This window comes from Pedobacter frigidisoli, from assembly GCF_032678525.1.
In the GTDB taxonomy this organism is placed as follows: domain Bacteria; phylum Bacteroidota; class Bacteroidia; order Sphingobacteriales; family Sphingobacteriaceae; genus Pedobacter; species Pedobacter frigidisoli_A.
Map to the genome: position 1 here is coordinate 313,915 of NZ_JAVTSE010000001.1, position 21,241 is coordinate 335,155.

At 42.2% G+C, this 21,241-nt stretch carries 18 protein-coding genes; 14 read left to right on the forward strand and 4 right to left on the reverse strand.

Annotated features, from left to right (window positions below; genetic code table 11):
- Positions 1-22: 22 nt before the first annotated feature.
- Positions 23-1,228: a GTP-binding protein gene (locus tag R2Q80_RS01280; protein ID WP_316797857.1), complete on the reverse strand. Its 1,206-nt coding sequence runs from the start codon at positions 1,226-1,228 to the stop codon at positions 23-25.
- An 86-nt stretch (positions 1,229-1,314) separates the two neighbouring features.
- On the opposite strand from R2Q80_RS01280, the gene R2Q80_RS01285 reads away from it, so the two are divergent.
- The 7 genes from R2Q80_RS01285 to R2Q80_RS01315 are packed head-to-tail and all read left to right on the forward strand — an operon-like array spanning position 1,315 to position 5,057.
- Positions 1,315-1,713 (forward strand): MerC domain-containing protein, encoded by a 399-nt coding sequence (locus R2Q80_RS01285; RefSeq protein WP_316797858.1) that lies wholly within the window; start codon positions 1,315-1,317, stop codon positions 1,711-1,713.
- A 10-nt stretch (positions 1,714-1,723) separates the two neighbouring features.
- Positions 1,724-1,882 carry a hypothetical protein gene (locus tag R2Q80_RS01290; RefSeq protein WP_316797859.1) on the forward strand — a complete coding sequence of 53 codons (159 nt, stop codon included), beginning with the start codon at positions 1,724-1,726 and terminating at the stop codon, positions 1,880-1,882.
- Positions 1,879-2,505, forward strand: a complete 627-nt coding sequence (locus R2Q80_RS01295) for an ABC transporter ATP-binding protein (RefSeq protein ID WP_316797860.1) — start codon at positions 1,879-1,881, stop codon at positions 2,503-2,505. The genes R2Q80_RS01290 and R2Q80_RS01295 overlap by 4 nt, the downstream gene beginning before the upstream one ends.
- Positions 2,502-3,722, forward strand: coding sequence for an ABC transporter permease (locus R2Q80_RS01300; protein WP_316797861.1), 1,221 nt, complete (start codon positions 2,502-2,504; stop codon positions 3,720-3,722). The genes R2Q80_RS01295 and R2Q80_RS01300 overlap by 4 nt, the downstream gene beginning before the upstream one ends.
- Positions 3,722-4,159 carry a hypothetical protein gene (locus tag R2Q80_RS01305; RefSeq protein WP_316797862.1) on the forward strand — a complete coding sequence of 146 codons (438 nt, stop codon included), beginning with the start codon at positions 3,722-3,724 and terminating at the stop codon, positions 4,157-4,159. The genes R2Q80_RS01300 and R2Q80_RS01305 overlap by 1 nt, the downstream gene beginning before the upstream one ends.
- Positions 4,156-4,599, forward strand: a complete 444-nt coding sequence (locus R2Q80_RS01310; RefSeq protein ID WP_316797863.1) for a hypothetical protein — start codon at positions 4,156-4,158, stop codon at positions 4,597-4,599. Before R2Q80_RS01305 ends, R2Q80_RS01310 begins: the two co-directional genes overlap by 4 nt.
- Before the next feature lie 20 nt (positions 4,600-4,619).
- A complete protein-coding gene (locus R2Q80_RS01315; RefSeq protein ID WP_316797864.1) occupies positions 4,620-5,057 on the forward strand; it encodes a Fur family transcriptional regulator in 438 nt (145 codons plus the stop codon).
- A gap of 8 nt (positions 5,058-5,065) precedes the next feature.
- Here the strand turns inward: R2Q80_RS01315 and R2Q80_RS01320 are convergent, their stop codons facing one another.
- From R2Q80_RS01320 to R2Q80_RS01330, 3 genes are read right to left on the reverse strand one after another with little or no spacing between them, the layout of a single operon-like run.
- On the reverse strand, positions 5,066-6,046 hold the full coding sequence (locus tag R2Q80_RS01320; protein ID WP_316797865.1) for an acyl transferase: 981 nt from the start codon (positions 6,044-6,046) through the stop codon (positions 5,066-5,068).
- 22 nt (positions 6,047-6,068) lie between these two features.
- Positions 6,069-6,428 (reverse strand): hypothetical protein, encoded by a 360-nt coding sequence (locus R2Q80_RS01325; RefSeq protein ID WP_316797866.1) that lies wholly within the window; start codon positions 6,426-6,428, stop codon positions 6,069-6,071.
- 5 nt (positions 6,429-6,433) lie between these two features.
- Complete coding sequence (locus tag R2Q80_RS01330) at positions 6,434-8,863, reverse strand: penicillin acylase family protein (protein ID WP_316797867.1); 2,430 nt, start codon at positions 8,861-8,863, stop codon at positions 6,434-6,436.
- A gap of 198 nt (positions 8,864-9,061) precedes the next feature.
- Between R2Q80_RS01330 and R2Q80_RS01335 the strand changes: the two genes are divergently transcribed.
- The 7 genes from R2Q80_RS01335 (at position 9,062) to R2Q80_RS01365 (ending at position 21,223) form a co-directional block, all read left to right on the forward strand.
- On the forward strand, positions 9,062-11,950 hold the full coding sequence (locus R2Q80_RS01335; RefSeq protein ID WP_316797868.1) for a TonB-dependent receptor: 2,889 nt from the start codon (positions 9,062-9,064) through the stop codon (positions 11,948-11,950).
- A gap of 220 nt (positions 11,951-12,170) precedes the next feature.
- Positions 12,171-12,701: a hypothetical protein gene (locus R2Q80_RS01340; protein WP_316797869.1), complete on the forward strand. Its 531-nt coding sequence runs from the start codon at positions 12,171-12,173 to the stop codon at positions 12,699-12,701.
- Positions 12,659-13,189 (forward strand): hypothetical protein, encoded by a 531-nt coding sequence (locus R2Q80_RS01345; RefSeq protein ID WP_316797870.1) that lies wholly within the window; start codon positions 12,659-12,661, stop codon positions 13,187-13,189. The genes R2Q80_RS01340 and R2Q80_RS01345 overlap by 43 nt, the downstream gene beginning before the upstream one ends.
- A gap of 174 nt (positions 13,190-13,363) precedes the next feature.
- Positions 13,364-15,826: a glycoside hydrolase family 31 protein gene (locus tag R2Q80_RS01350; RefSeq protein ID WP_316797871.1), complete on the forward strand. Its 2,463-nt coding sequence runs from the start codon at positions 13,364-13,366 to the stop codon at positions 15,824-15,826.
- A 60-nt stretch (positions 15,827-15,886) separates the two neighbouring features.
- Positions 15,887-17,851 carry a 1,4-alpha-glucan branching protein GlgB gene (glgB, locus tag R2Q80_RS01355; protein WP_316797872.1) on the forward strand — a complete coding sequence of 655 codons (1,965 nt, stop codon included), beginning with the start codon at positions 15,887-15,889 and terminating at the stop codon, positions 17,849-17,851.
- Between the two features lie 389 nt (positions 17,852-18,240).
- The gene (locus R2Q80_RS01360) at positions 18,241-20,451 is read left to right on the forward strand and encodes a hypothetical protein (RefSeq protein WP_316797873.1); all 2,211 of its coding nucleotides are present in this window, start codon (positions 18,241-18,243) and stop codon (positions 20,449-20,451) included.
- 37 nt (positions 20,452-20,488) lie between these two features.
- A complete protein-coding gene (locus tag R2Q80_RS01365; protein ID WP_316797874.1) occupies positions 20,489-21,223 on the forward strand; it encodes a hypothetical protein in 735 nt (244 codons plus the stop codon).
- Positions 21,224-21,241 lie beyond the last annotated feature (18 nt).

Consider the following 21,241-nt stretch of genomic DNA (forward strand, 5'->3'; position numbering starts at 1 on the left):
GTTGAAAAACCGGGACTTTTTGTTAAATAGCGATCACCCGTTCAAAGGGATTGTCGAATGGCTGCCCGGCCTTGTATTTTGCCAGCTCTTCATCATCAATCAAACAAGCTTCCAAATCTGTTTTGAGCTTTTCGGCAGCCAGTTGCTGACCGATAAAAACCAGTTCATTCGTCCGGTCTCCGAATAGTTCATCCCAGTTTTCGTGTATTTCAACTTTGTTTTCCCGGTAGTCTGAATAGCTTTCTCTTTCATCCGCATTCATGCTTGCCCACCATACTCCCGCAGGGTCTATGCGTAATGATCCGCCTGCCTGTGAGAAGTTAATGGCCTGATCGGGTATTACGGCGAGATAGAAAATCCCTTTTGAACGTATTACACTTGTTGGAAAGTCCCTGTTAAGGTAATCCCATAACCGCTGGGGATGAAATGGTTTTTTGGAACGAAATACAGTTGAACTAATGCCATATTCTTGGGTTTCGGGTAAGTGCACTTCCTGCAGTTCTTTTTTCCAGCCTGCACCCGCTGAGGCTGCTTCAAAATCAAACAAGCCTGTATTCAATATCTTTTCCGGTGAAATCTGGCCAAACAAAGTGTCATATATGACGGCTGTGGGATTGAGCTTCTTAACCAACGCCCGTAATACTTTTAAATCTGCTGCGCTAACCAGGTCGGTTTTGTTCAGTAAAATTACATCTGCAAATTCGATCTGGTCCGTTAGCAGGTTTACAATTGTCCGCTGATCTGATGGCTCTTCGACCATATTTCTATCGACGAGTTTTTCTGCAGAACCGAAGTCCTTATGGAAATTATAGGCATCTACCACTGTTACCATGGTGTCGAGCGTACTAAATTTGCTCAAATCGATCCCCGACTGCTCGTCTACAAAAGAAAAAGTTTGTGCCACGGGCACGGGTTCTGATATACCGGTGCTTTCAATCAATAGATAGTCAAACCGGTTTTCCCTGGCCAGTTTTTCTACCTCGATCATCAGATCTTCCCTAAGCGTGCAGCAAATGCAGCCATTACTCATCTCCACCAGTTTTTCATCTGTTTTGGAGAGTACATGTTGGTTTTTAACCAGATTGGCATCGATATTCACTTCGCTCATATCGTTTACAATGACCGCAACCCTGAGATCTTGCTTATTTCGCAGGATAGAATTGAGTAAGGTGGTTTTTCCACTTCCCAGAAAACCACTTAAAACCGTTACCGGTAGTTTTTTTATCATGTTAATGCAATTATGTTGCAAATATAGGTGGTATTTTTGCTAATGCAACATTATTGCTTTTATATTTGCTGTTCAATTTTTAAGCTATGAAGACACTCCTCAGGAACATGAATTTGGATAAACTTGGTATAACGGCGTCAACCATATGCGCAATACACTGCGCAGCCCTTCCGTTTGTTATTACTGTATTACCGTTATGGGGTTTGGATTTTCTGGCAAACGACGGCATCGAGATTACCATGATTGCACTCTCGCTGGTACTTGGCATATGGAGTTTAGCACGGGGATATCGCTCACAGCATCATAGCATTCGGCCGCTATTCATTTTAGTTTGTGGATTCATACTGATTGCATCTGGTCATTTTTTGCCGGTGGCTCATTTCGAAGCCATCTTGATTCCCCTGGGTGGCATTACCATTGCTGCAGCTCACTTCACCAACTTGAAAAGGCTTAAAAGTTGTCCAATTGATCACCAGCACGATTAATCTTTTTGAAATGAATAGCACACGCAAAATTTTTCTCCTGTCGGCATTGGTATCTATTTCCATGATCAGTCCAGCCTGCAGACATGGAAGTACCGATGCGCAAGCTGCCTACAGGCGCTACGCCATCAAAAATGTAATCAAGGTGAACTTAAAATATCTCCAAAAATGATCAGCATTAAATCTTTATCACACAGCTACCCAGGGGGACGAATCATTCATTTTCCCGATTTAACTATAGCGGCCATGGAACACTGGCTTCTGCTTGGCGCATCAGGTAGTGGTAAAAGCACCTTGACGAATATTCTCTCAGCGCTGCTGAAACCGACCTCAGGAGAGGTGCTCATTGATGGGGTGCCACTATACGGATTACAAGCAAGGAAAATGGATAAATTCAGAGGTGCCCGGATTGGGATTGTGTTCCAGCGGCCCCATCTTATCCGTTCACTTAGCGTCATCGAAAACCTGGAAATAGTCGCCTCCATGGCTGGCCTGAAAGTGGATTTGGAGCACCAGTTATCGCTTTTGGAAAGTTTGAATATCATCAGTGAAAAGGATAAATTTCCCGACCAGTTAAGTCAGGGGCAGCTTCAAAGGGTTAGCGTAGCAAGGGCGCTGGTAAATAAGCCCGACCTGTTAATCGCCGATGAACCGACATCAAGTCTGGATGATGTGAATGCTATTCAGGTCATTACCATGCTCAGGCAACAGGCAAAAGCCAACGGAGCAGCATTACTAGTGGCCACTCACGACCAGCGCATTCGGCCTTTCATTTCTAATGCTTACCTCTTATGACCAGTATTTTTACCATAGGAAGAAAGAACCTGCTCAAGAATAAACTCACTGCATTTTTGAATATCACGCTGGTGGCTTTCGGTATTGGAATACTGTCCTTACTGATGCTGGCTACTCATCAAATTAGTAGTAAACTGGAAGAGAACGCAAAGGATATTGATGTAGTTGTTGGCGCCAAAGGGAGCCCTTTGCAGTTGATTTTAAGCAGCATTTACCATATTGATTTTCCGACGGGAAATATTCCTGTTTCAGATGCGCGGAAACTGATGGAGAACCCAATGGTAAGGCTCGCCGTACCACTTGCACTGGGCGATAATTATATGGGAAACCGCATAGTGGGAACTGACCAGTCCTTTATCGCGCTTTACGGCCTGAATATTGGTCAGGGGAAATTCTGGAGAAAAGATCTTGAAACCACTATTGGAAGTGAAGTGGCCAGGACTACGGGGTTAAAGGTTGGAGATACTTTTTTTGGTGCACACGGCCTGTCCGGTAGTGATGATGTGCACAAGCAACATGCTTACAGGGTAATGGGGGTTCTAAAGCCTCAAGGCAATGTTACCGATCAGCTTATTCTGACAAATATTGGGAGCGTTTATAAAATGCATGAGGGTCATGATCATCAGGATGAACACCAGGGTGCTCAGGATGATAGCAAAGGGGAAATTGACAACAGGGAAATTACAGCGATATTGATTCAGTACCGGTCGCCAATGTCAGTCGTTGTTTTTCCCCGGATGGTAAATAAAAGCACCAGCATGCAGGCCGCTTCCCCGGCCATGGAAAGTGCCCGTTTGTTTTCTCTTATCGGAATAGGGATTGATACCCTGAAATGGTTTGCTGTTTTTATCATGTTGATATCTGCCCTGAGTATTTTTATCAGTTTATATAACTCGATGAAAGAAAGGAAATATGACCTGGCTATTATGCGCTGTTTAGGAGCTTCAAAGTTAAAGGTATTTTTTTTAGTAGTAATGGAGAGCTTGCAGGTAACTTTTGCCGGAGCGATTGTGGGACTATTGATCGGTCATGCTTCGCTTTATGTTATTGGATTTTTCCAGGAAGCGGCACAAGCTAAATTAAATGGGCTTTATTTTATGGCTGATGAACTTTATTTACTTCTGGCAGGTACCATGATTGGGATATTGGCTGCGCTGTTGCCGGCTTTCCAGGTTTTTAGAGTGGATATTGCTAAAACATTAACCAGCGAACGATAATGAGGAGCGCAATACTTTCGATATTTTTAGCCCTGATATGCGGCTATTGCTTTGCCCAGCCCCCGGTGCATGCAGACTTGAGGACCGCCAACTGGAATTTATTAGCCCTGAAATATGAAAAACAGGTAAAGCCTTTGGTATGGCAAACGGTGTTTCCTCCAGAACTTCGGGCGATCAATAACAAAGTAATTGAACTGCCCGGATATATTATTCCAACAAAAGTTGGAACTGACTTTTCGGAATTTATGCTCTCGATCGTTCCGATCGAATCCTGTCCCTACTGTGGGTCAGGGGATATCCCTTCCATGATTGAAGTAAAAATGAAACATCCTGTAAAATGGACAGATAAACCGGTTAAGATTCGCGGGAAACTACTGATTAACGATTCAGGAGACGACCGGTCGGAATTTTTTCTGCTAAACGCCGTTCAAATATGAAAAAGTTAATGTTGTGGATATTACTTTTAAGTAGTGTTTCCCTTAAGGGCCAAAACCATAACCCGAATGATCACCTCCGCTCAATGAACTGGGATATCATCGGTTCGGTTAAATTTGAACTTACAGAGAAGAACGGACTATACCCTATTTTTACAGAAACAATCCGGCGTTTCGAAAATAAAAACTTTAATCTGCGGGGATATCTCATCCCGATTAAAAGCGGGCAAAAGCAGCAAAAATTTCTCCTGGCTACACTTCCGGTTAATCAGTGTTTTTTCTGTGGGCAAAATGGAGTTCCTGTAATGATTATGGTTGAAATGGACAATGCTATCCCCTATACTGAAAAGCCTATTCACGTAAGCGGCACACTGATACTGGAGCAAAAGGACGCCAGTTATGCGCCTCCCATCAGTATTAAACATGCGAAAATCATTGTTTAATTGCTTATTTTTGTAATGCTATGGATAATAATACCACCCGCTTTGAAGAACTTCTGGTAAAAAACGGCCTAAAACGTACCGGTGCAAGGTTGCAGGTGCTGGAGATTTTGAGTGGAAGGGATTCTGCAACTTCTCAGCCCTACTTAGAACAGGTAATGGGAAAAGTGGTAGACCGGGTAACACTTTACCGCGTGCTGCAGGCCTTTGAAGAAAAAGGAATTATTCACAAGGTTCTTGATAGCCATGGTACTGCAAATTATGCCATTTGCTCGGATGGTTGTGATGCCCACCAGCATCATGATGAGCATGTACACTTTGACTGCGATAATTGCCATAAAATATATTGCCTGGAAAGCGTTAAGATACCGGTTCCTAAAGTGCCCTCAGGATTTAAGGTACAGCATTTAAATCTGATTGCTACGGGGATTTGCTCGGCTTGTGCAGATAAAGTAAATTAAGTCTGTATTTACTGCACCAATAAATTACAGCCCCTGATATCAGCATTATCGAAGCGACCTAACACCTCAAAACTTCCATCCGGATTAATTTTCCCCAGATCCTGAGTAGCGATAAAAGCGCAGGAATTGATATTGGCCAGGTCAATCACATTGATTCCTCCGGTTTTTCCATTCGGAATAAGGGATAGGGGGTCATTGGTGTCGCGGATCAGCACCTTCATCCAGTTCGGGCAATTGAATACGCCTTCGCCTAAGGAATAGGCCTGTGAAAGTAATTCTGTCATGCCGTATTCACTGTGGATCGCCGGGACAGCGAACCCTTTGGTAAGCTGCTCATGTAATTCCTCGCGAACCATTTCTTTTCTTTTGCCCTTCATTCCACCGGTTTCCATTACAATGAGTTCGGGGAAATTTATTGGGAACTTCTCGATGAAATCGAGTAAAGCGTAAGTAACTCCGATGAGAACTGTTTTTTGTTTTTTGGCCTTCAGGTCACTTAATAAGTCAAAAAGATCATTATGGTTATACAGGAAGTACCCGCTTTGCGGGTGATTGCTTTTCTCTATCAGGTCGTTTACCATGTAAATCAGTGATGAGCCTGATCTTTGTTGATAGGAGGGCAGTAGCGCCAGAAAGCAGTATTCATCAACCGGCCCATAAAATTTGGTGAATGCCTGAAGGTAACTTTGTTCATATAAACTAACATCCGTTACATGATGACTGCTGGTAACCATCCCTGTAGTTCCTGAACTGCTGAAGGTAATTTCTACAGGCGAAGGGCTGCTTAAAATCTGATGTGTTTTGAAGAAGGAAATAGGCAGAAAAGGAATCTGACCAATATTTCTCACCTCGTTATGATTTACCCGCAGGTTTTGAATATATGCCTGATAAATTGCGCAGTGTTGCGCCTGGAATCTGAAAATATCTAAGGCAAATGCTTCAAACGTTTCCGGGGAATTGATTGTAAATATTTCTTTTGGGCTGTGCATCACCAGGCAAAAGTACAAAGCATTATGCTAATTTGTCGTCAGTTTTTTTAGCAAGCATCGCCATGCGGAAATGATAGCCACAATAACCACTGATTCCGGCAACCAGTCCGCTCAGGATTCCGGTAACCAATAACAAAGCCCACCACAGTTTTATCCCGGTCATTACCGCAACGCGGCCAGCTAACAAATTATCGTTTGGCAGGCTTTTAAACAGGGAGTAACCTATCCAGAGTAAGAATATGGCCATGAAGGATTGCCAGAATGCAATTTTTCCGGTTTTGCCAATAATGCCGCATGTAGCAAATGCGATCACAATAATGATCCACCATGGGGCAACCATTTGCAGTAAAAAACAAACTATTAATATAACAATGAAAACCATGGTGACTATTTAGAAATTTTTAATCTTGAAATTATTTTGCCCGAATTATCGTTAGCTGTTTGCATGTAGAACAAATCATAAAGCTGTCCGCTGGCCCAGGTATCGATCATGTTGTCGTAAAATTTACTGCCTGGATTACCCGACTGACCGCCGGGATAAACACCATGACCCTTAGGTTTTTTACCCAGCTCAATCACCATTCTCCATGAAGGGCCATTGGTTTCTCCCAATGCGTTAATGGTACTTTTCGCACCGCCTATTTGTAATATTTTAGATCCGAAGCCGGGGATTTTTGCCAGGTGCGGTACGTTGCTCTGTTTCACATTGCTCCAGTTCCAGTCTTTATTGATTGGGCCAAACCTGCGCTCCAGGCTATCACAACTGTATTTGAAAGCCTCATTCACGAGGTCGCTCAGTGTTTCCTTCTGAGGCGTTTTGATATTGTCGTACCAGGCGGCATTTGGCTCTTTTAAAATCATTTCTACAGTGCGGTCGCGGGATGGATAACGCATCGGAATCCCTTCGACTTCAAACTCGTCTGACCAGATATTTTTGGAAAGTCGTTTAGTCCAGATTTCAAAAACACTTGCTGCAATCTGATCAGCGTCATAACGCCTGTTCCACTTATTCATATAACTTAAAGCTTCTTTTTGTGTGGCGTTAAGCTGCTCATTATTTAACAGAGGGGTAATGGCCGGAAGCAGGTTTTGCGCAAGAATGCTGTAGTTATCAGTTTGCATCAAACGGATGCTGTCTGCCGTTGCCTTGTTCATGGCTCCAAGTCGATCGTTTATGCGTTTCCCACGCTCATAGGGGGCAAACTCCCAGTTAATGTAGTAGGGATAAGACGGATCAGTTGATGACTGGTTCGCTGAACTTACAAATCCCCTTGCCGGATTTTTAACCGTAGGATTTTGCGCAGCCGGAATCCAGCCTTGCCAGTCGTATGCAGGATCAGTGCCATCTAAAATAAACTTACCCTGATCTTTCCATTTTAGTGGAAATTTTCCATTCGGGGTGATGGCGATATCATTGTCTACACTTGCAAAAACAAAGTTCTGAGCCGGGGCCGTATAATACGTAAGTGCTTTGCGGTAATCCTGATAATTTTTACCACGGTTGAGTTTGTAAAAAGTCATCAGTTCGTTGGAACTGTCGTGTGCAATCCAGCGAAGAGCGTCTCCTACAGGAACATTGCCGGCCCTGCCATATTTGGGTTTCTGGAAATAAACTACAGGTCCGTGATGGGTGTAAAATATGGTATCAACCTCATCCTTGCTTCCACGGATTTTAATAGTTTCCAGCCTTTTAGTGGTGGCATTCCACTTATTGTTATACCAGTATTCGTTGTGACTGGAATCTCTAAACTTAATCTGGTAAAAATCGAGCACATCGGCTGCGACATTGGTTACCCCCCATGCAATTTTCTGATTAAACCCAATGATTACGCCCGGAGCACCTGGCAATGAAACACCATAGGTATTGATCCCCGGGGCATTTAGCTGAATCTGATACCATATGGAGGGTAAGGTAAGATCCAGATGCGGATCGTTGGCTAAGATGGGGAAACCTGAAGCTGTTTTTGAACCGGACAATGCCCAGTTATTGCTCCCGATGCCCTCGACCTTTTCTTTGGTTTTTACTTCACCGGTAAGCGCCTGAGTAAAGCTTTCAGGAGTTTTGGGAGTGGGAAGCGGAGAAAAATCCCATTTGGTGCCTACCGGAATGATCGGGTCTTCACGGAACGGATAGTCCGGGAAAAGGTTTTTTGTAATCTCAGGCCCGAATTTCTTCAGTATGTTGGTCATGTAAAATTCATCGGAGCCCATAGCTAACACAGCCGACATCTGTTTTAGCAGCAATGCACATTTTATTGGTGTCCACTCTTCTGGTTTAAAATCAAGGATTTTATATTCCAGAGGATAGTTGGCCTTTGATAAGGTTTTGATGTAGGCATTTATTCCCGCTGTATAAGCCAGAATCATTTCTTTTGATTTGGCATCTTTCATCATTCCCTTGAGGGAGTTTTCAGCGCCGTATACCATTCCCATTCTTCTCTGGTAGCGGTCTACCTCGATGGCCTTGTCGCCAACCACTTCACTGATTCTTCCGGCGGCAAACCTGGTTTGGAAATCCATTTGCCAAAGGCGGTGCATAGCGGTAACATATCCCTGAGCCAGGTATAAATCATGATCGTTCTTTGCAAAAATGTGAGGGATCATCCGGTCATCAAATACGATTTCGATCTGATCAACGGCACCTTTAATCTTCGCCTTGTGATTGAACATGAAGTGATTGTTCTCCGCATTTTGCCAAAAACCCATGAAAGGATTCAGGAATTTTAAGAGTGGGGGAGTGCTGCCCAGTTTGGTATTAAATAAAAAGGCGAGGGCAATGGGTATGATGATGCAAAACAGCGCTTTAACTTTGTTCATAGTGGTTAACTGATAATCTCAGGATACTAAGTTAGGGTAAAATGATGATTTATGTTTATTGCAAGATGCAATAAATACTTTGTCATTTAAAATTAAGAAACAAGATGCGAAATATTATGCAAACATAATTTGTTTAAATGAAAAAAAGCGTTTAAGTTTAGGTAACTAATTAGACAACAACCAAATCTACGAACATTTATGAGCAGAATTTTTACACAAATCTTTTTTGTGTCGATTTTGATGTGCACCCTTACCTTCGCTGCACAGGCACAGAGCATTACCGTGAGCGGAACGGTAAAAGATAAGCAATCCAAAGAGGGCCTTGCCGGAGTAAGTTTAACCATAAAAGGACAATCAGGGGGTGGTGCTACCTCAGCTAACGGAAATTTCTCATTCACCACAACGGCCAGGGTTCCGTTTACTTTAGTCGCATCTTATGTTGGCTTTGCAACAGTTGAACAGCAGATTACCGGTCCCACATCCGGAATTTCCTTCGAGATGGAAACTGCCGTTGTACTGGGTGGCGATGTGGTAGTTTCAGCATCCAGAACGCCTGAGCGTATTTTGGAGTCGCCGGTTTCCATCGAAAGAATGAGTGCCGCATCGATAAGGGAGATTGCTGCACCTTCATTTTATGATGCCATTACCAACATGAAGGGAGTTGAAGGAAGTACGCAGAGTTTGACGTTCAAATCCATTAATACCAGAGGTTTCAATTCAAATGGTAATACCCGTTTCAATCAGTTTATTGATGGGATGGATAACCAGGCCCCGGGGCTTAATTTCTCGGTAGGAAATATTGTGGGGATTACCGAGCTCGACGTGGATAACGTAGAACTACTGCCCGGTGCATCTTCTGCATTGTATGGTGCAGGGGGGATTAATGGTACATTGCTGATGACTTCGAAGGATCCTTTTAAATACCAGGGTGCAAGCTTTCAGTATAAAACAGGGGTTAACCATGTAAATGACGATAAAAGTAGTGTACAGCCTTTCAATCAACTCGATGTCCGTGTAGCAAAATCATGGAATAATAAATTCGGAATTAAAGGGGCTTTTTCATTTCTACAGGCCAAAGACTGGTTTGGTAATAACTATTCGAACTTCGACAGGGTTTCAAACAGTGTGAAACCTGGCGACAGGATTTCAGATCCGGGTTATGATGGTGTAAATGTTTATGGAGATGAAGTCAATTCAAACCTTTTGGGGGCAGCAAGATCGGTGCAGGCCGCTTTTCAAGCTGCTTCTCCAGCCGGCTTTGCCGGCTTTAATGGTTTGATAAGCAGTGGCGCTACATATGCCCAGATTGTGAATATGGTGAATACCATTCCCGCTTATGCTGCACTACGACCTGCGTTACCCTATTTAGGCGTGATGTATAGTTTAAACAAAAATACTACCCCAAGCCAAACAGTATCACGAACAGGCTACAATGAGGAAGATCTGGTGGACTATAAAACTGAATCAATGAAAGTTTCAGGGGCTGCCTATTATAATTTCACGCCTACTATTCAACTGGTAGCGCAGGCCAACTGGGGAACAGGAACTTCTGTGTACACAGGTTCTGACCGTTACTCGCTGAGAAACTTTAACATTGGGCAGTATAAACTCGAACTGAAAGGACAGGAGTTCTTTTTAAGGGGCTATACCACGCAGGAGCGTTCAGGCGACTCGTATATTGCATCTATTTTAGGAAGTTATATTAATGAAAAGTCTAGTCCTACTGCTTCTACCTGGTTTCCTACCTATACCATTGCGTATTCTGCAGCCCGGTCGCAAGGGGCCAGCGATGCAGCAGCACAGGCAGCGGCGAGGGCAAATGCTGATGCAACACGATACGCTCCCGGATCGCCAAATTTCGCTACTGCAAAAGAGCAGATTATGAACACTACCATTAGTGCCAGTGATCCGAGCAAGGGGATATATGGCGCTAAATTCGACGATAAAACTAATTTATATCATTATGAAGGTATGTATAATTTTAGCAATGCGCTGAAAAATGTAGTCGAATTACAGGTTGGTGCTTCATCGAGAATTTACCAACTGAGATCAGGGGGGACAATTTTTGATGACTTGAACCGCAAGATTAACATTGATGAGTATGGTGGATTTGCACAGCTCGGCAAAAAATTTGGTGAAATCTTTAAACTCACCGTTTCTGGAAGATACGATAAGAGCACCAATTTTGAAGGACGTTTTACACCAAGAATTACAGGGGTTTTTACAGTTGCTAAAAATAACAACATCCGTGTCTCTTTCCAAACGGGTTATCGCAATCCGACCACCCAAAACCAATACATAGATTTATCAGTAGGAGGCGGGTCGCAAAGATTAATCGGTGGCTTGCCTGAGTTCTTAGATAAGTATGGCTTAAGTGCAGAGGCTACAAAAGGCTATACCGAGAGTAGTTACAGGGCATACCTTGCTGCGGTAATTGCGGGTAGCCCAACCGCAGGTACCTTGTTGCAGAAATATACTTTTGATTCAAGAGGGGTTCGGCCTGAAAGTGTAAAATCTTACGAAATTGGTTATAAGGGTTTGCTTGGAACCCATTTATTGATCGATGCCTATGGCTATTATAATCAGTATAAAGATTTCATCACAGCAGTAAATGTATATCAAAGTCGTGGCACAAGTTTCGTAAAATACGGCGTTCCTGTAAATGCAGAAGGCGAGGTGACCTCTTATGGCGCTGCTTTAGGTCTGGATTATGTAATTGAAAAATGGAATGTAAGTGGTAACGTCTCCTATAATCAGATTGGTGACCTTCCGGCGAATTACATCAACGATTTCAATACCCCTAAAGTTCGCTATAACTTAGGTTTAGGTAATCGGGAGATTGTTAAAAACTTTGGATTTAATGTGAACTACCGCTGGCAAGACCAGTTCTATTGGAATTCTTCATTCGCTGCCGGACAGGTTCCTGCCTTTAGTACAATGGATGCACAGGTGAGTTTAAAGATTCCTTCAGTATTGTCTACCGTTAAACTTGGAGGTTCGAATATTCTGAACAAATATTACATCACTTCATACGGAAATCCTCAGGCGGGGGCTATCTATTACCTGGCTTTTACCTTTAATCCGTAAAATATTTGCTTAAATTTAGTTTTTAGTTTTTGTGATAGCTTCCCGGTCTGGGGAGCTATTTTTTTATCTAAAGATTAAGGGATTCGTTTTCCACATTTCAAGATCGTCTTTCATAAAACAATTTGCCCTGACTAAAAGGCATTGTTTTTGTTAAGTTGAAAATGTTGAGTTTTTGAATGTTTCAATGCACAACATCAAATCAAACCTATAACATAAATCAATGAAAAAATTAATTACCGTTCTCACGTTGGGCGTGATTTTAGCCTCATGCAGCAACAACAAAAAAAGCGAAAATGATGCTGAAGAAAAAGATACTGCTGCAGTGGTATTGAAAGAAAATGATCCTGTTAAAGCCGCCACCCAGGATTCTATTGATTGGGCTAATGTTCCGGAACTAAAAGATATCGGAAGTTTTCCATTTATTAAAGCAAAAGAAGGTTTCAGGATTGTGGATGAAAATAACGGAGCTTCTGAGCTTTTCAGTTATGAAAAAATGGAAAATTACCTGGGAGGCAGCGTTTACACCACGGAAGGAAAACTAGCTGCGCTCGTTTTTGAAGGCAAAGACCGCGATTTCAATCAGCGCGAATTTGATGCAGGTATTTATGCTTATCTGGATAAAACCGGAGCTAAGCAACTTTATAAAGGAAATTATCCTGCAAATGAAACGGTTAACGAACCGGTAAGGTTAAAACTTAAAGAAAATTTATGGACCGGAAAAAACAGAACTCTGCGAATTCGGCAATTATAGCCATCCCACCATTGTCGGAACTTAAGTGCAAAGATCAAAAAGCAGGCTTGTATAAAATTTTTCCGAAGATTCCCATTTACAAAGGCTTTCTATTCAATGAAATAATGCACTGTAGTGAGAACAGCAAATCAGGTGCAATGCTGGAATTTCAATACTGTATTGCTAAAACGCGACTGCACATGACGATTACCATTTGTGATTTTAATGATCCCTTTTATAAAACAGAAGTAGGAAAATCACAGGTGAATTTGTACCAGGCCCTATTTCAGGCAGGTGTAAATCCGATTCTAAAAACTTATCCCAGCAAAAACAAAGTGTTTGATCAGTCTTTTATTGCTATGCCAGGAGAAAGGGAGAAATATGTAACTTTTGAGGGATTATACAAAAACAGATATTATGTACACCTGGTTATAGATGGCGACCGCTTTAAACTTTCTACTGAAGTAGATTCCTTTCTGGAAGATTATATCAAAGCCTTTAATTTCTAAAGACTTTAGCCGGCACTTAATAAGAAATTAAGCGGTTTAAAATCTATTTACTATAATATGATCGCCATTTATAAATTTACTACAGCCCTTTTATAAAATATTTGTATTATAGTACTTTCTTAAGCGTTCTCAGTTTTAGAAGAAGTATTTTTGAATTTTTGACATAAATTAAGGATGGAAGCGCAAAACGATAAACCGAACGAAGTAAGTGATCTGATCGAAAAGGAGCAGGAAATACAACACCTAAATAACCCAGTTGATATATCGGTTAAGCCAATTGTTAAACAATACCTTGGCGAGGTAAAAAAAGTTAAAAATGAGGGCAATCGTTTTTATTTTTCTGATGGCGACGCAAGGGTGGAGGTTCGTATTGTCAGCGATGAAATCATCCGTGTTCGGTTAGCTCCGCACGGGGTTTTTCTGGAAGACTTTTCTTATGCCGTACCTGAAGTAGATCAAAAGGTTTCTGTTTTTAAAATGCAGGAACATGATGAATACTATACCATCTCAACTGGTGCAGTAACCTGTAAAATAGAGAAAGCAAATTTTCATATCTCTTTCTCAGATAACATTACCAATCTGGTGATGGTTGAAGAAGCTAATTCCATGCACTGGGAAGAAAATGTTGATTTTGGGGGGTATTACATCTACGCAACTAAAAAATGCCATCCTGAAGAAAATTTCTTTGGACTGGGAGACAAGTCGGGTAATTTTAACCTGCGCGGTCGACGTTTCGAGAACTGGAACACCGATGCTTATTCCTTCGGTTGGAATCAGGATCCCTTATACCGGACTATTCCATTCTATATAGGCTTGCATAACCAGGCTGCTTACGGTATTTTCTTTGATAATACCTTCAAGTCTTATTTTGATTTTGGTGGAGAAGACGTAAGTAAAACGAGCTTTTGGGCGGATGGGGGAGAGTTGCAGTACTATTACATCCACGGACCTCATATCATGGATGTGGTAAAACGGTATGCAACGCTGACGGGTACACACCCCATGCCTCCTAAATGGACTTTAGGGTATCAGCAATGTCGCTGGAGCTATTATCCTGAAACGAAGGTTAAAGAAATAGCCAAACAGTTCAGGGATAGAAAAATTCCTTGTGATGCCATTTATCTCGATATCGATTACATGGATGGCTATCGTTGCTTTACCTGGAACAAAAAATATTTTCCCGATCCACGCAGGATGATCAAAGAACTTTCTGACGATGGTTTTAAAACCGTGGTGATGATTGACCCTGGAATTAAGGTTGACGATGATTACTGGGTATTTAAAGAGGGTAAAGAGAAAAGATTTTTCTGCAGAAGAAGTGATGATTATTATATGGAAGGGCATGTTTGGCCTGGACGGTGCCAGTTTCCTGACTTTACTAACCCCAAGGTAAGAACCTGGTGGGGAAATTTATACAAGGAGTTGGTTGATATGGGTGTGGCGGGATTCTGGAATGACATGAACGAGCCTGCCGTATTTGGTTCAGGAACTTTCCCGAATGATGTACGCCATAACTATGATGGCTATAGAGGCTCGCACCGTAAAGCCCATAATGTTTATGGTATGCAAATGGTGCGCTCTACTTATGAGGGACTAAAAAAACTGATGCGAAATAAGCGTCCGTTTACCATCACAAGGGCCGGATATTCTGGTATGCAACGTTATGCCAGCGTTTGGACGGGTGATAATATTGCTACATGGGAACATTTGAAAATCGGAAATATTCAGTGCCAGCGCTTATCTGTATCAGGGGTTCCATTCTGTGGTACTGATATTGGTGGTTTTAGTGGAGAGCCTGATGGCGAGTTGTTTACCCGCTGGATTCAGCTGGGGACTTTTTCTCCTTTTATGCGTGCCCACTCAGCTGGGGATACAGCTGAACGTGAACCATGGAGTTTTGGGGAGTTTTTCGAAAACATTAACCGTAAGTTCATTGAATTGAGGTATCGCCTTATGCCGTATTTATATTCAGTGTTCTGGGAACATCACCGTTATGGTTTTCCTATCCTGCGTCCGCTGGTGATGCTGGAGCAGGAAAATATCAGTAACAGCTTCCGTCAGGATGAATTCTGCTACGGGGATAAACTGCTGATTTGCCCGGTATTGGAGCAAGGAGCCATCTCAAGAAAGGTTTATCTGCCTAAAGGAACATGGTATAACTTCTGGACCAATGAAGTACTGGAAGGTGGAAACGAATATACGGTTGACGCAAAAATCGACAGCATGCCTATGTTTGTCAGAGCAGGTTCGGTAGTTCCCGAGTATCCTGTTATGCAATATGTTGATGAGAAAGCCATCACTGAAGTGGCCTTGAATATTTATCATAGTGATTATGAGGTTAACTCATACATGTATGAAGACCATGGTGATACTTTTGCTTTTGAGCAGGATATTTATCTGGAGAAAAAGTTTACCGTGAAAAGCGATGCGCAATGGCTAAAGGTTAATCAGCGTGTGGAAGGCCTGTATACGCCAAACTATGAGTTTTATGCGTGTAACATTATCGGCGTAAAATTTCAGGTTACCAAAGTGATTGTGGATAATCAGGAGGTGAAGGAGTTTCACCTGGATGATCAAAACGTACTTCACTTTAAGTGCAACAAAAACTTCAACGAAATACAAATCTCAAGTTTGTAAATCTTTTAAGCCCCGATGCTGTTTAGCATTGGGGCTTCATCTATCTAGCCAAACCAACCTATGTCAAAAGCAAAAAAAGCGCCTGTAAAAAAAAAATTAATGACCAAAATTGACCAATCGGAACCTGTTTGGGCGTACAGCCTGTTTTCAGAATACGACGTCGATTTGTTTTTGGTAGGCAAGCACTTCAGGCTTTACGACAGATTGGGTTCGCATCTCATCACCGTTGAAGCAGAAAAAGGTGTTTATTTCGCAGTTTGGGCACCTAATGCAAAAGCTGTAAATGTTACCGGAGATTTTAATGACTGGAATCCTCAGTCGCACCCTTTAAACAAACGCTGGGATAAATCCGGAATATGGGAAGGCTTTGTTCCTCATCTTGAAAAAGGCACGGTATATAAATATTTTATCAAAGGATTTGATGATTCTGAACACTTAAAAGGCGACCCCTATGCCAGAAGATGGGAGCATCCACCGCAAACAGCTTCGATTGTTTGGGATACCGATTATACCTGGAAAGATAAATCCTGGCTGAATAAGCGTGCAAAGATAAATGCGCTGGATCAACCCATATCTGTATATGAAATCCACCTGGGCTCCTGGGAACGGGATCCTGGTAACCCGGAACGGGTATTAAATGCCAGAGAGGTAGCTTCCAGACTTATTCCCTATGTGAAGGAAATGGGCTTTACGCATGTAGAGTTAATGCCAGTTATGGAATTTCCGTTTTTTCCGAGCTGGGGATATCAGATTACCGGATATTTTGGAGCAAGCTCACGATATGGTTCGCCGCAGGATTTAATGTTTTTGATAGATGAACTGCACAAAGCCAATATTGCAGTAATTTTAGACTGGGTCCCTTCGCATTTTCCAGGCGACAGGCACGGACTTTATGAATTTGATGGTACGCATCTTTACGAACATGCCGACATGCGTAAAGGTTTTCATCCCGACTGGAAGTCGTATATCTTCAATTATGACAGAAATGAGGTGCGCTCATTTTTAATCAGTAATGCACTATTCTGGCTTGATCAGTATCATGCCGATGGATTGAGGGTTGATGCGGTAGCTTCTATGCTATATTTTAATTTTTCAAGAGAGGGTGATGATGCAGCTAAAAACGAGTATGGTGGTAGCGAAAATCTTGGTGCAATCCAGTTTTTACAAGATCTGAATGTTGCTGTATATGGTAACTATGAGGGTGTACAAACTATTGCTGAGGAGAGCAGTACCTATCCCGGTGTTACCCATCCGGTTTTCGCCGGTGGTTTAGGTTTCGGAATGAAGTGGATGATGGGCTGGATGAATGACACTTTGAAATACTTCAAGGTGGATACGCTCGGACGTAAGCATCATCACCATAAATTGAGTTTCAGTATGACCTATGCTTTTACTGAAAACTTTATGCTTCCATTTTCACATGATGAGGTAGTGCATGGCAAATCGCCCATGTTATATAAAATGCCGGGCGATGACTGGCAGAAGTATGCAAATTTAAGGGCATTGTATGGATATATGTTCACGCATCCGGGAGCCAAGCTCCTTTTTATGGGTAACGAATTTGGCGATACCAGTGAGTGGAATTTTACGCAATCATTGAACTGGCACCTGTTGAAATTTGCCCCTCATAAAGGATTGCAGGAAACAGTAAAAGCCCTGAATTTTCTTTTAAGAAAGGAGCCTGCACTCTATCATTTTAATTTTAGCTACGAAGGTTTTGAGTGGCTGGATGCCGACAATTCCGATGAATCAGTATTTACCTTTATGCGTAAAGGACCAAAAGCGAAAGATACTTTGGTCATCGCCATTAATTTAACTCCGGTAGTAAGGGAAAATTTCCGCATTGGCGTTCCATTTGTAACGAAATGGAAAGAGCTGTTTAATACTGATGACATTATTTATTATGGTAGCGGAATCAATAATAAAGGAGATATTGTTCCTGGTAAAGATGGCTTTAATGGCCAGAAATATTCAATCGATATTCATCTTCCGCCGCTTGCAGTGGTAATTTTCAAAAGCAAATAGCGTAAAAAAAAGAAAAGCCTTTCATTGCTGAAAGGCTTTCTCCACTTTGAAGTGGAAGCATTCAAAGTGGGTGCAAAGATACGATAAGAAACTTCACCTGCAAGTTTAATTTTAGTTTTTTGTGCTGTTTTCTGTTGGATTAACTTTAATGGTGCTTAAAGTGGTCTAAAAAAATCGTGCTATCCATAATCATATGCTCTTAGCTTAGGCATTGAGCTCATCTCCCCGATGAATGAGGTTATTTGATATTTATCAATAAAACCCGCTTTTTCAGTTAGTTATCCTAGTTTAATGAATAAAGTGAACGACTAAACTCGCATTTCGTCGCTGTACTTTTGTTCAAGTTACCAAACAAACAACCATTTTTCCGTCTCTTTACTTAGCCGAAATTGAAAAGTCGCTCTATTTTCTCTTTCCTGATGTTTGCCCTGTGTTTTTTACCTGCCTTGATTTATGCGCAGTGTGAAAATACGAAGCGGACTTATGCGGATTTTCAGGGAAGTTTAAGGGCTGGTTTGGGAGTGTTGGGAAATCCTGTATTGATTTACGGAACTATATCTGATGCGCCCTTTGCGGTAAATGGTCAGGTTAAGGATGCATCTACACTGGGGGTTGGCGTAGGTTTGCTAGGTCTGGCTTCGACCACTCAATTTTTACAATTTACCACTAACAGCGTTACTCCGAGATCAATCCCGGCAAATACACCTGTTACCGTAAAAATTTCTCTCCCAACCGAAGTACTTAGCGTGCTTAGCGGGGTTGAAATTGGGTCTTTTACAAATCTTCATGATGTTGAGGCAAGCTGGCCGGCACTTTTAGGCGCCGGGCATTTTGCCGGACAAGATGCTACGATGACACCAATTTATACTTCTGCTAATATTGCTGGTGCAATAAGTGGTGCGGGAGAGATAGAAATTACCCTTACGCCAGCTCAGATTTACAATGGAATTTATGTTAAGGTTTCAGGCAATGCGCTATCGGTAGCACTAACCGCAAAGCTATTTCATGCCTACATCATGGAGTTAACCACCAGTCAGATCGACTGTGACGAAGTAATTGATGTACTGTCAGGCGTTCAGCCAACTGTTATTGGTGGTGTGCTTAATGCAACAGGAAAAGTCACAGATCCATTTAATGCTATTGATAGCGATCAGGATAGTTATGCGCTTATGGATGTTGGAGCGTCTGTACTCAATAAAATATTTCTTACAGCAATTTTTAACAAACCTTCACAGCCTGCAGATTCAGTTAGTATTGTTTTAGGAAAGCCGGGAGGTGGATTGTTAAATCTTAATTTGTTAACCGGCTTTATTATTCAGCCTTATTTAAATGGCGCAAAGGCCGGTCCGGCGTTCGACAATACCGGTACATTTTTAAATATTAAGCTCTTTCCGGGTTCTACCGATAAATATGTACTGACTTTTCCAATTACTGCCGTCTACGATCGATTGGAAATTACTACCGGTGGTTTAGCAGGCGTATTGGGTTCGTTAAGGATTTATGATATTAAAAGAAAGCTAGCCAGGCCCAGGACATTGGTTGATCCATCAACGGCTGATGAGCGTGTGATTTGTCAAGGCGAAACAGCAACATTTTCTGTGCAGAATCCGCAAAGTTGCACAGAATACAAATGGTACGATGCGGAAACCGGAGGGACTCTTTTGCATACTGGTTTAAGCTACACCACCTCAAATACATTAGCAGCAGGTGATTATAGCTACTACGTACAGGCCAGCAGGACTTACTGCGTTGCTTCAGTATCTGAAAGGTTGAGGGTAAAACTTAAAGTTAACCCGCTGCCCCCCTTGGTGCTAAAGGACGCAACTATATGTGCAGGTTCTACTGCAATGCTATCTGTTGATAGTCCGGATGCCGCTTATACTTATAATTGGTACACATCAGCCTCGGGTGGTACCCCAATCACTGCTGGTTCAACATATACCACACCAGCTTTAATAGCTACGACAAATTACTACGTTGAAGCGATCAATATATTGACGGGTTGTAAGAATGCCGGTGGACTTAAACCAGCTACCGCTACGGTGAAGCAGTTTGCTCCGGTTCCTGGCATAACCGGACAAAGCACTATGTGTGGTGGTACGGTGCAAACGCTTGGTAATACTTATGCCGGAGGAGTTTGGAGTACTTCAGATGCAGCTATTGCTACAGTAGATGTAACCGGAAAGGTTACGGCCGTGACAACCGGTTCGGTTGTGATTACTTATAGCGTGGCAGAAGACGCTACTTATTGCGCCAAAGCAGTTGATTTTAATATTAATGTTACGCCTCAGCCCAACCTGACACTTGGCCCGGATCCGGGAATTTGTGAAGGTCTGACATCAACTGAAATACCTTACACAAATCCAGTTAATACTCCGATAACTTATAGTATTACCTGGAATAGCGGACCATTATCAAATGTTGTAAACCAGCCCTTGCTACCTGGTAAAATTGTCATTAACGCTCCGTCGAATGCTCCGGTTGATGTATACAACGGAACTTTAACCATTAAAAATGCCTTCGGTTGCGAGCGCCAGATACCAATCAGTTTCAGGGTAAAGCTTGTACCGCACAAACCAACAGTGTCCATAAACGAATAAAAAATAAAGAAAATAATTAACCCTAAATCCCATGATTATGAAAACTAATGCTACTAAATTGAAATGGAGAATCTTTGGATTCTTAATGTTTCTGCTGCCTGCCGCGGCGTTGGCGCAAACGCCAAGTGCCTACGTTTGCGGAACCGGAACAGTGAAATTAACACCGAATTTCTCAACAATGGGCTACACGCCTGTGACTAACGACAAAATTATATGGACGATTGATGGAAATGTTCAGCCGGCAATAGTTTACAATGGCTCAAATGCTACCTATGAAACTTCTTCCTCATTAACAGATGGTAATCACACCTATGTTGTTACCATTGAGCCTAATGACCCAAAACTCTGCCCAAGTTCACCGTCTGATGTAATAAACATATTCAAACTCCCTCCCCCTGCCATAGCGGTGAGTGCTCCTGGAAGTGTATATTGTACAGATCAGACTGAAACGCTAGTAATTACTGCTAGTAACACAAATACAACACTCCCATTGCCAACGGGTCTTTCTCTCAGGTATGTTTGGTCAGCATCGAAAAACACTATTGCTTTAACTCCTACCGAACTTGCCAATTTAGGAGATGTTTCAGCAACAACCGAGACATTTACTACTAAAGTAAAAATTGCAGCAGGGGATTATAACTTCACAGCTGTAGCTAGTTATACAGCAGGTACAACGACTATTGTGCCAGCAGCAACATGTACAGGAACTGCCGCTACAACTATTAAGGTTACAGTTAAACCAGGGCAGGCAACTATAACTGTTACACCTTAACTTTTGACTTAAAAGTTT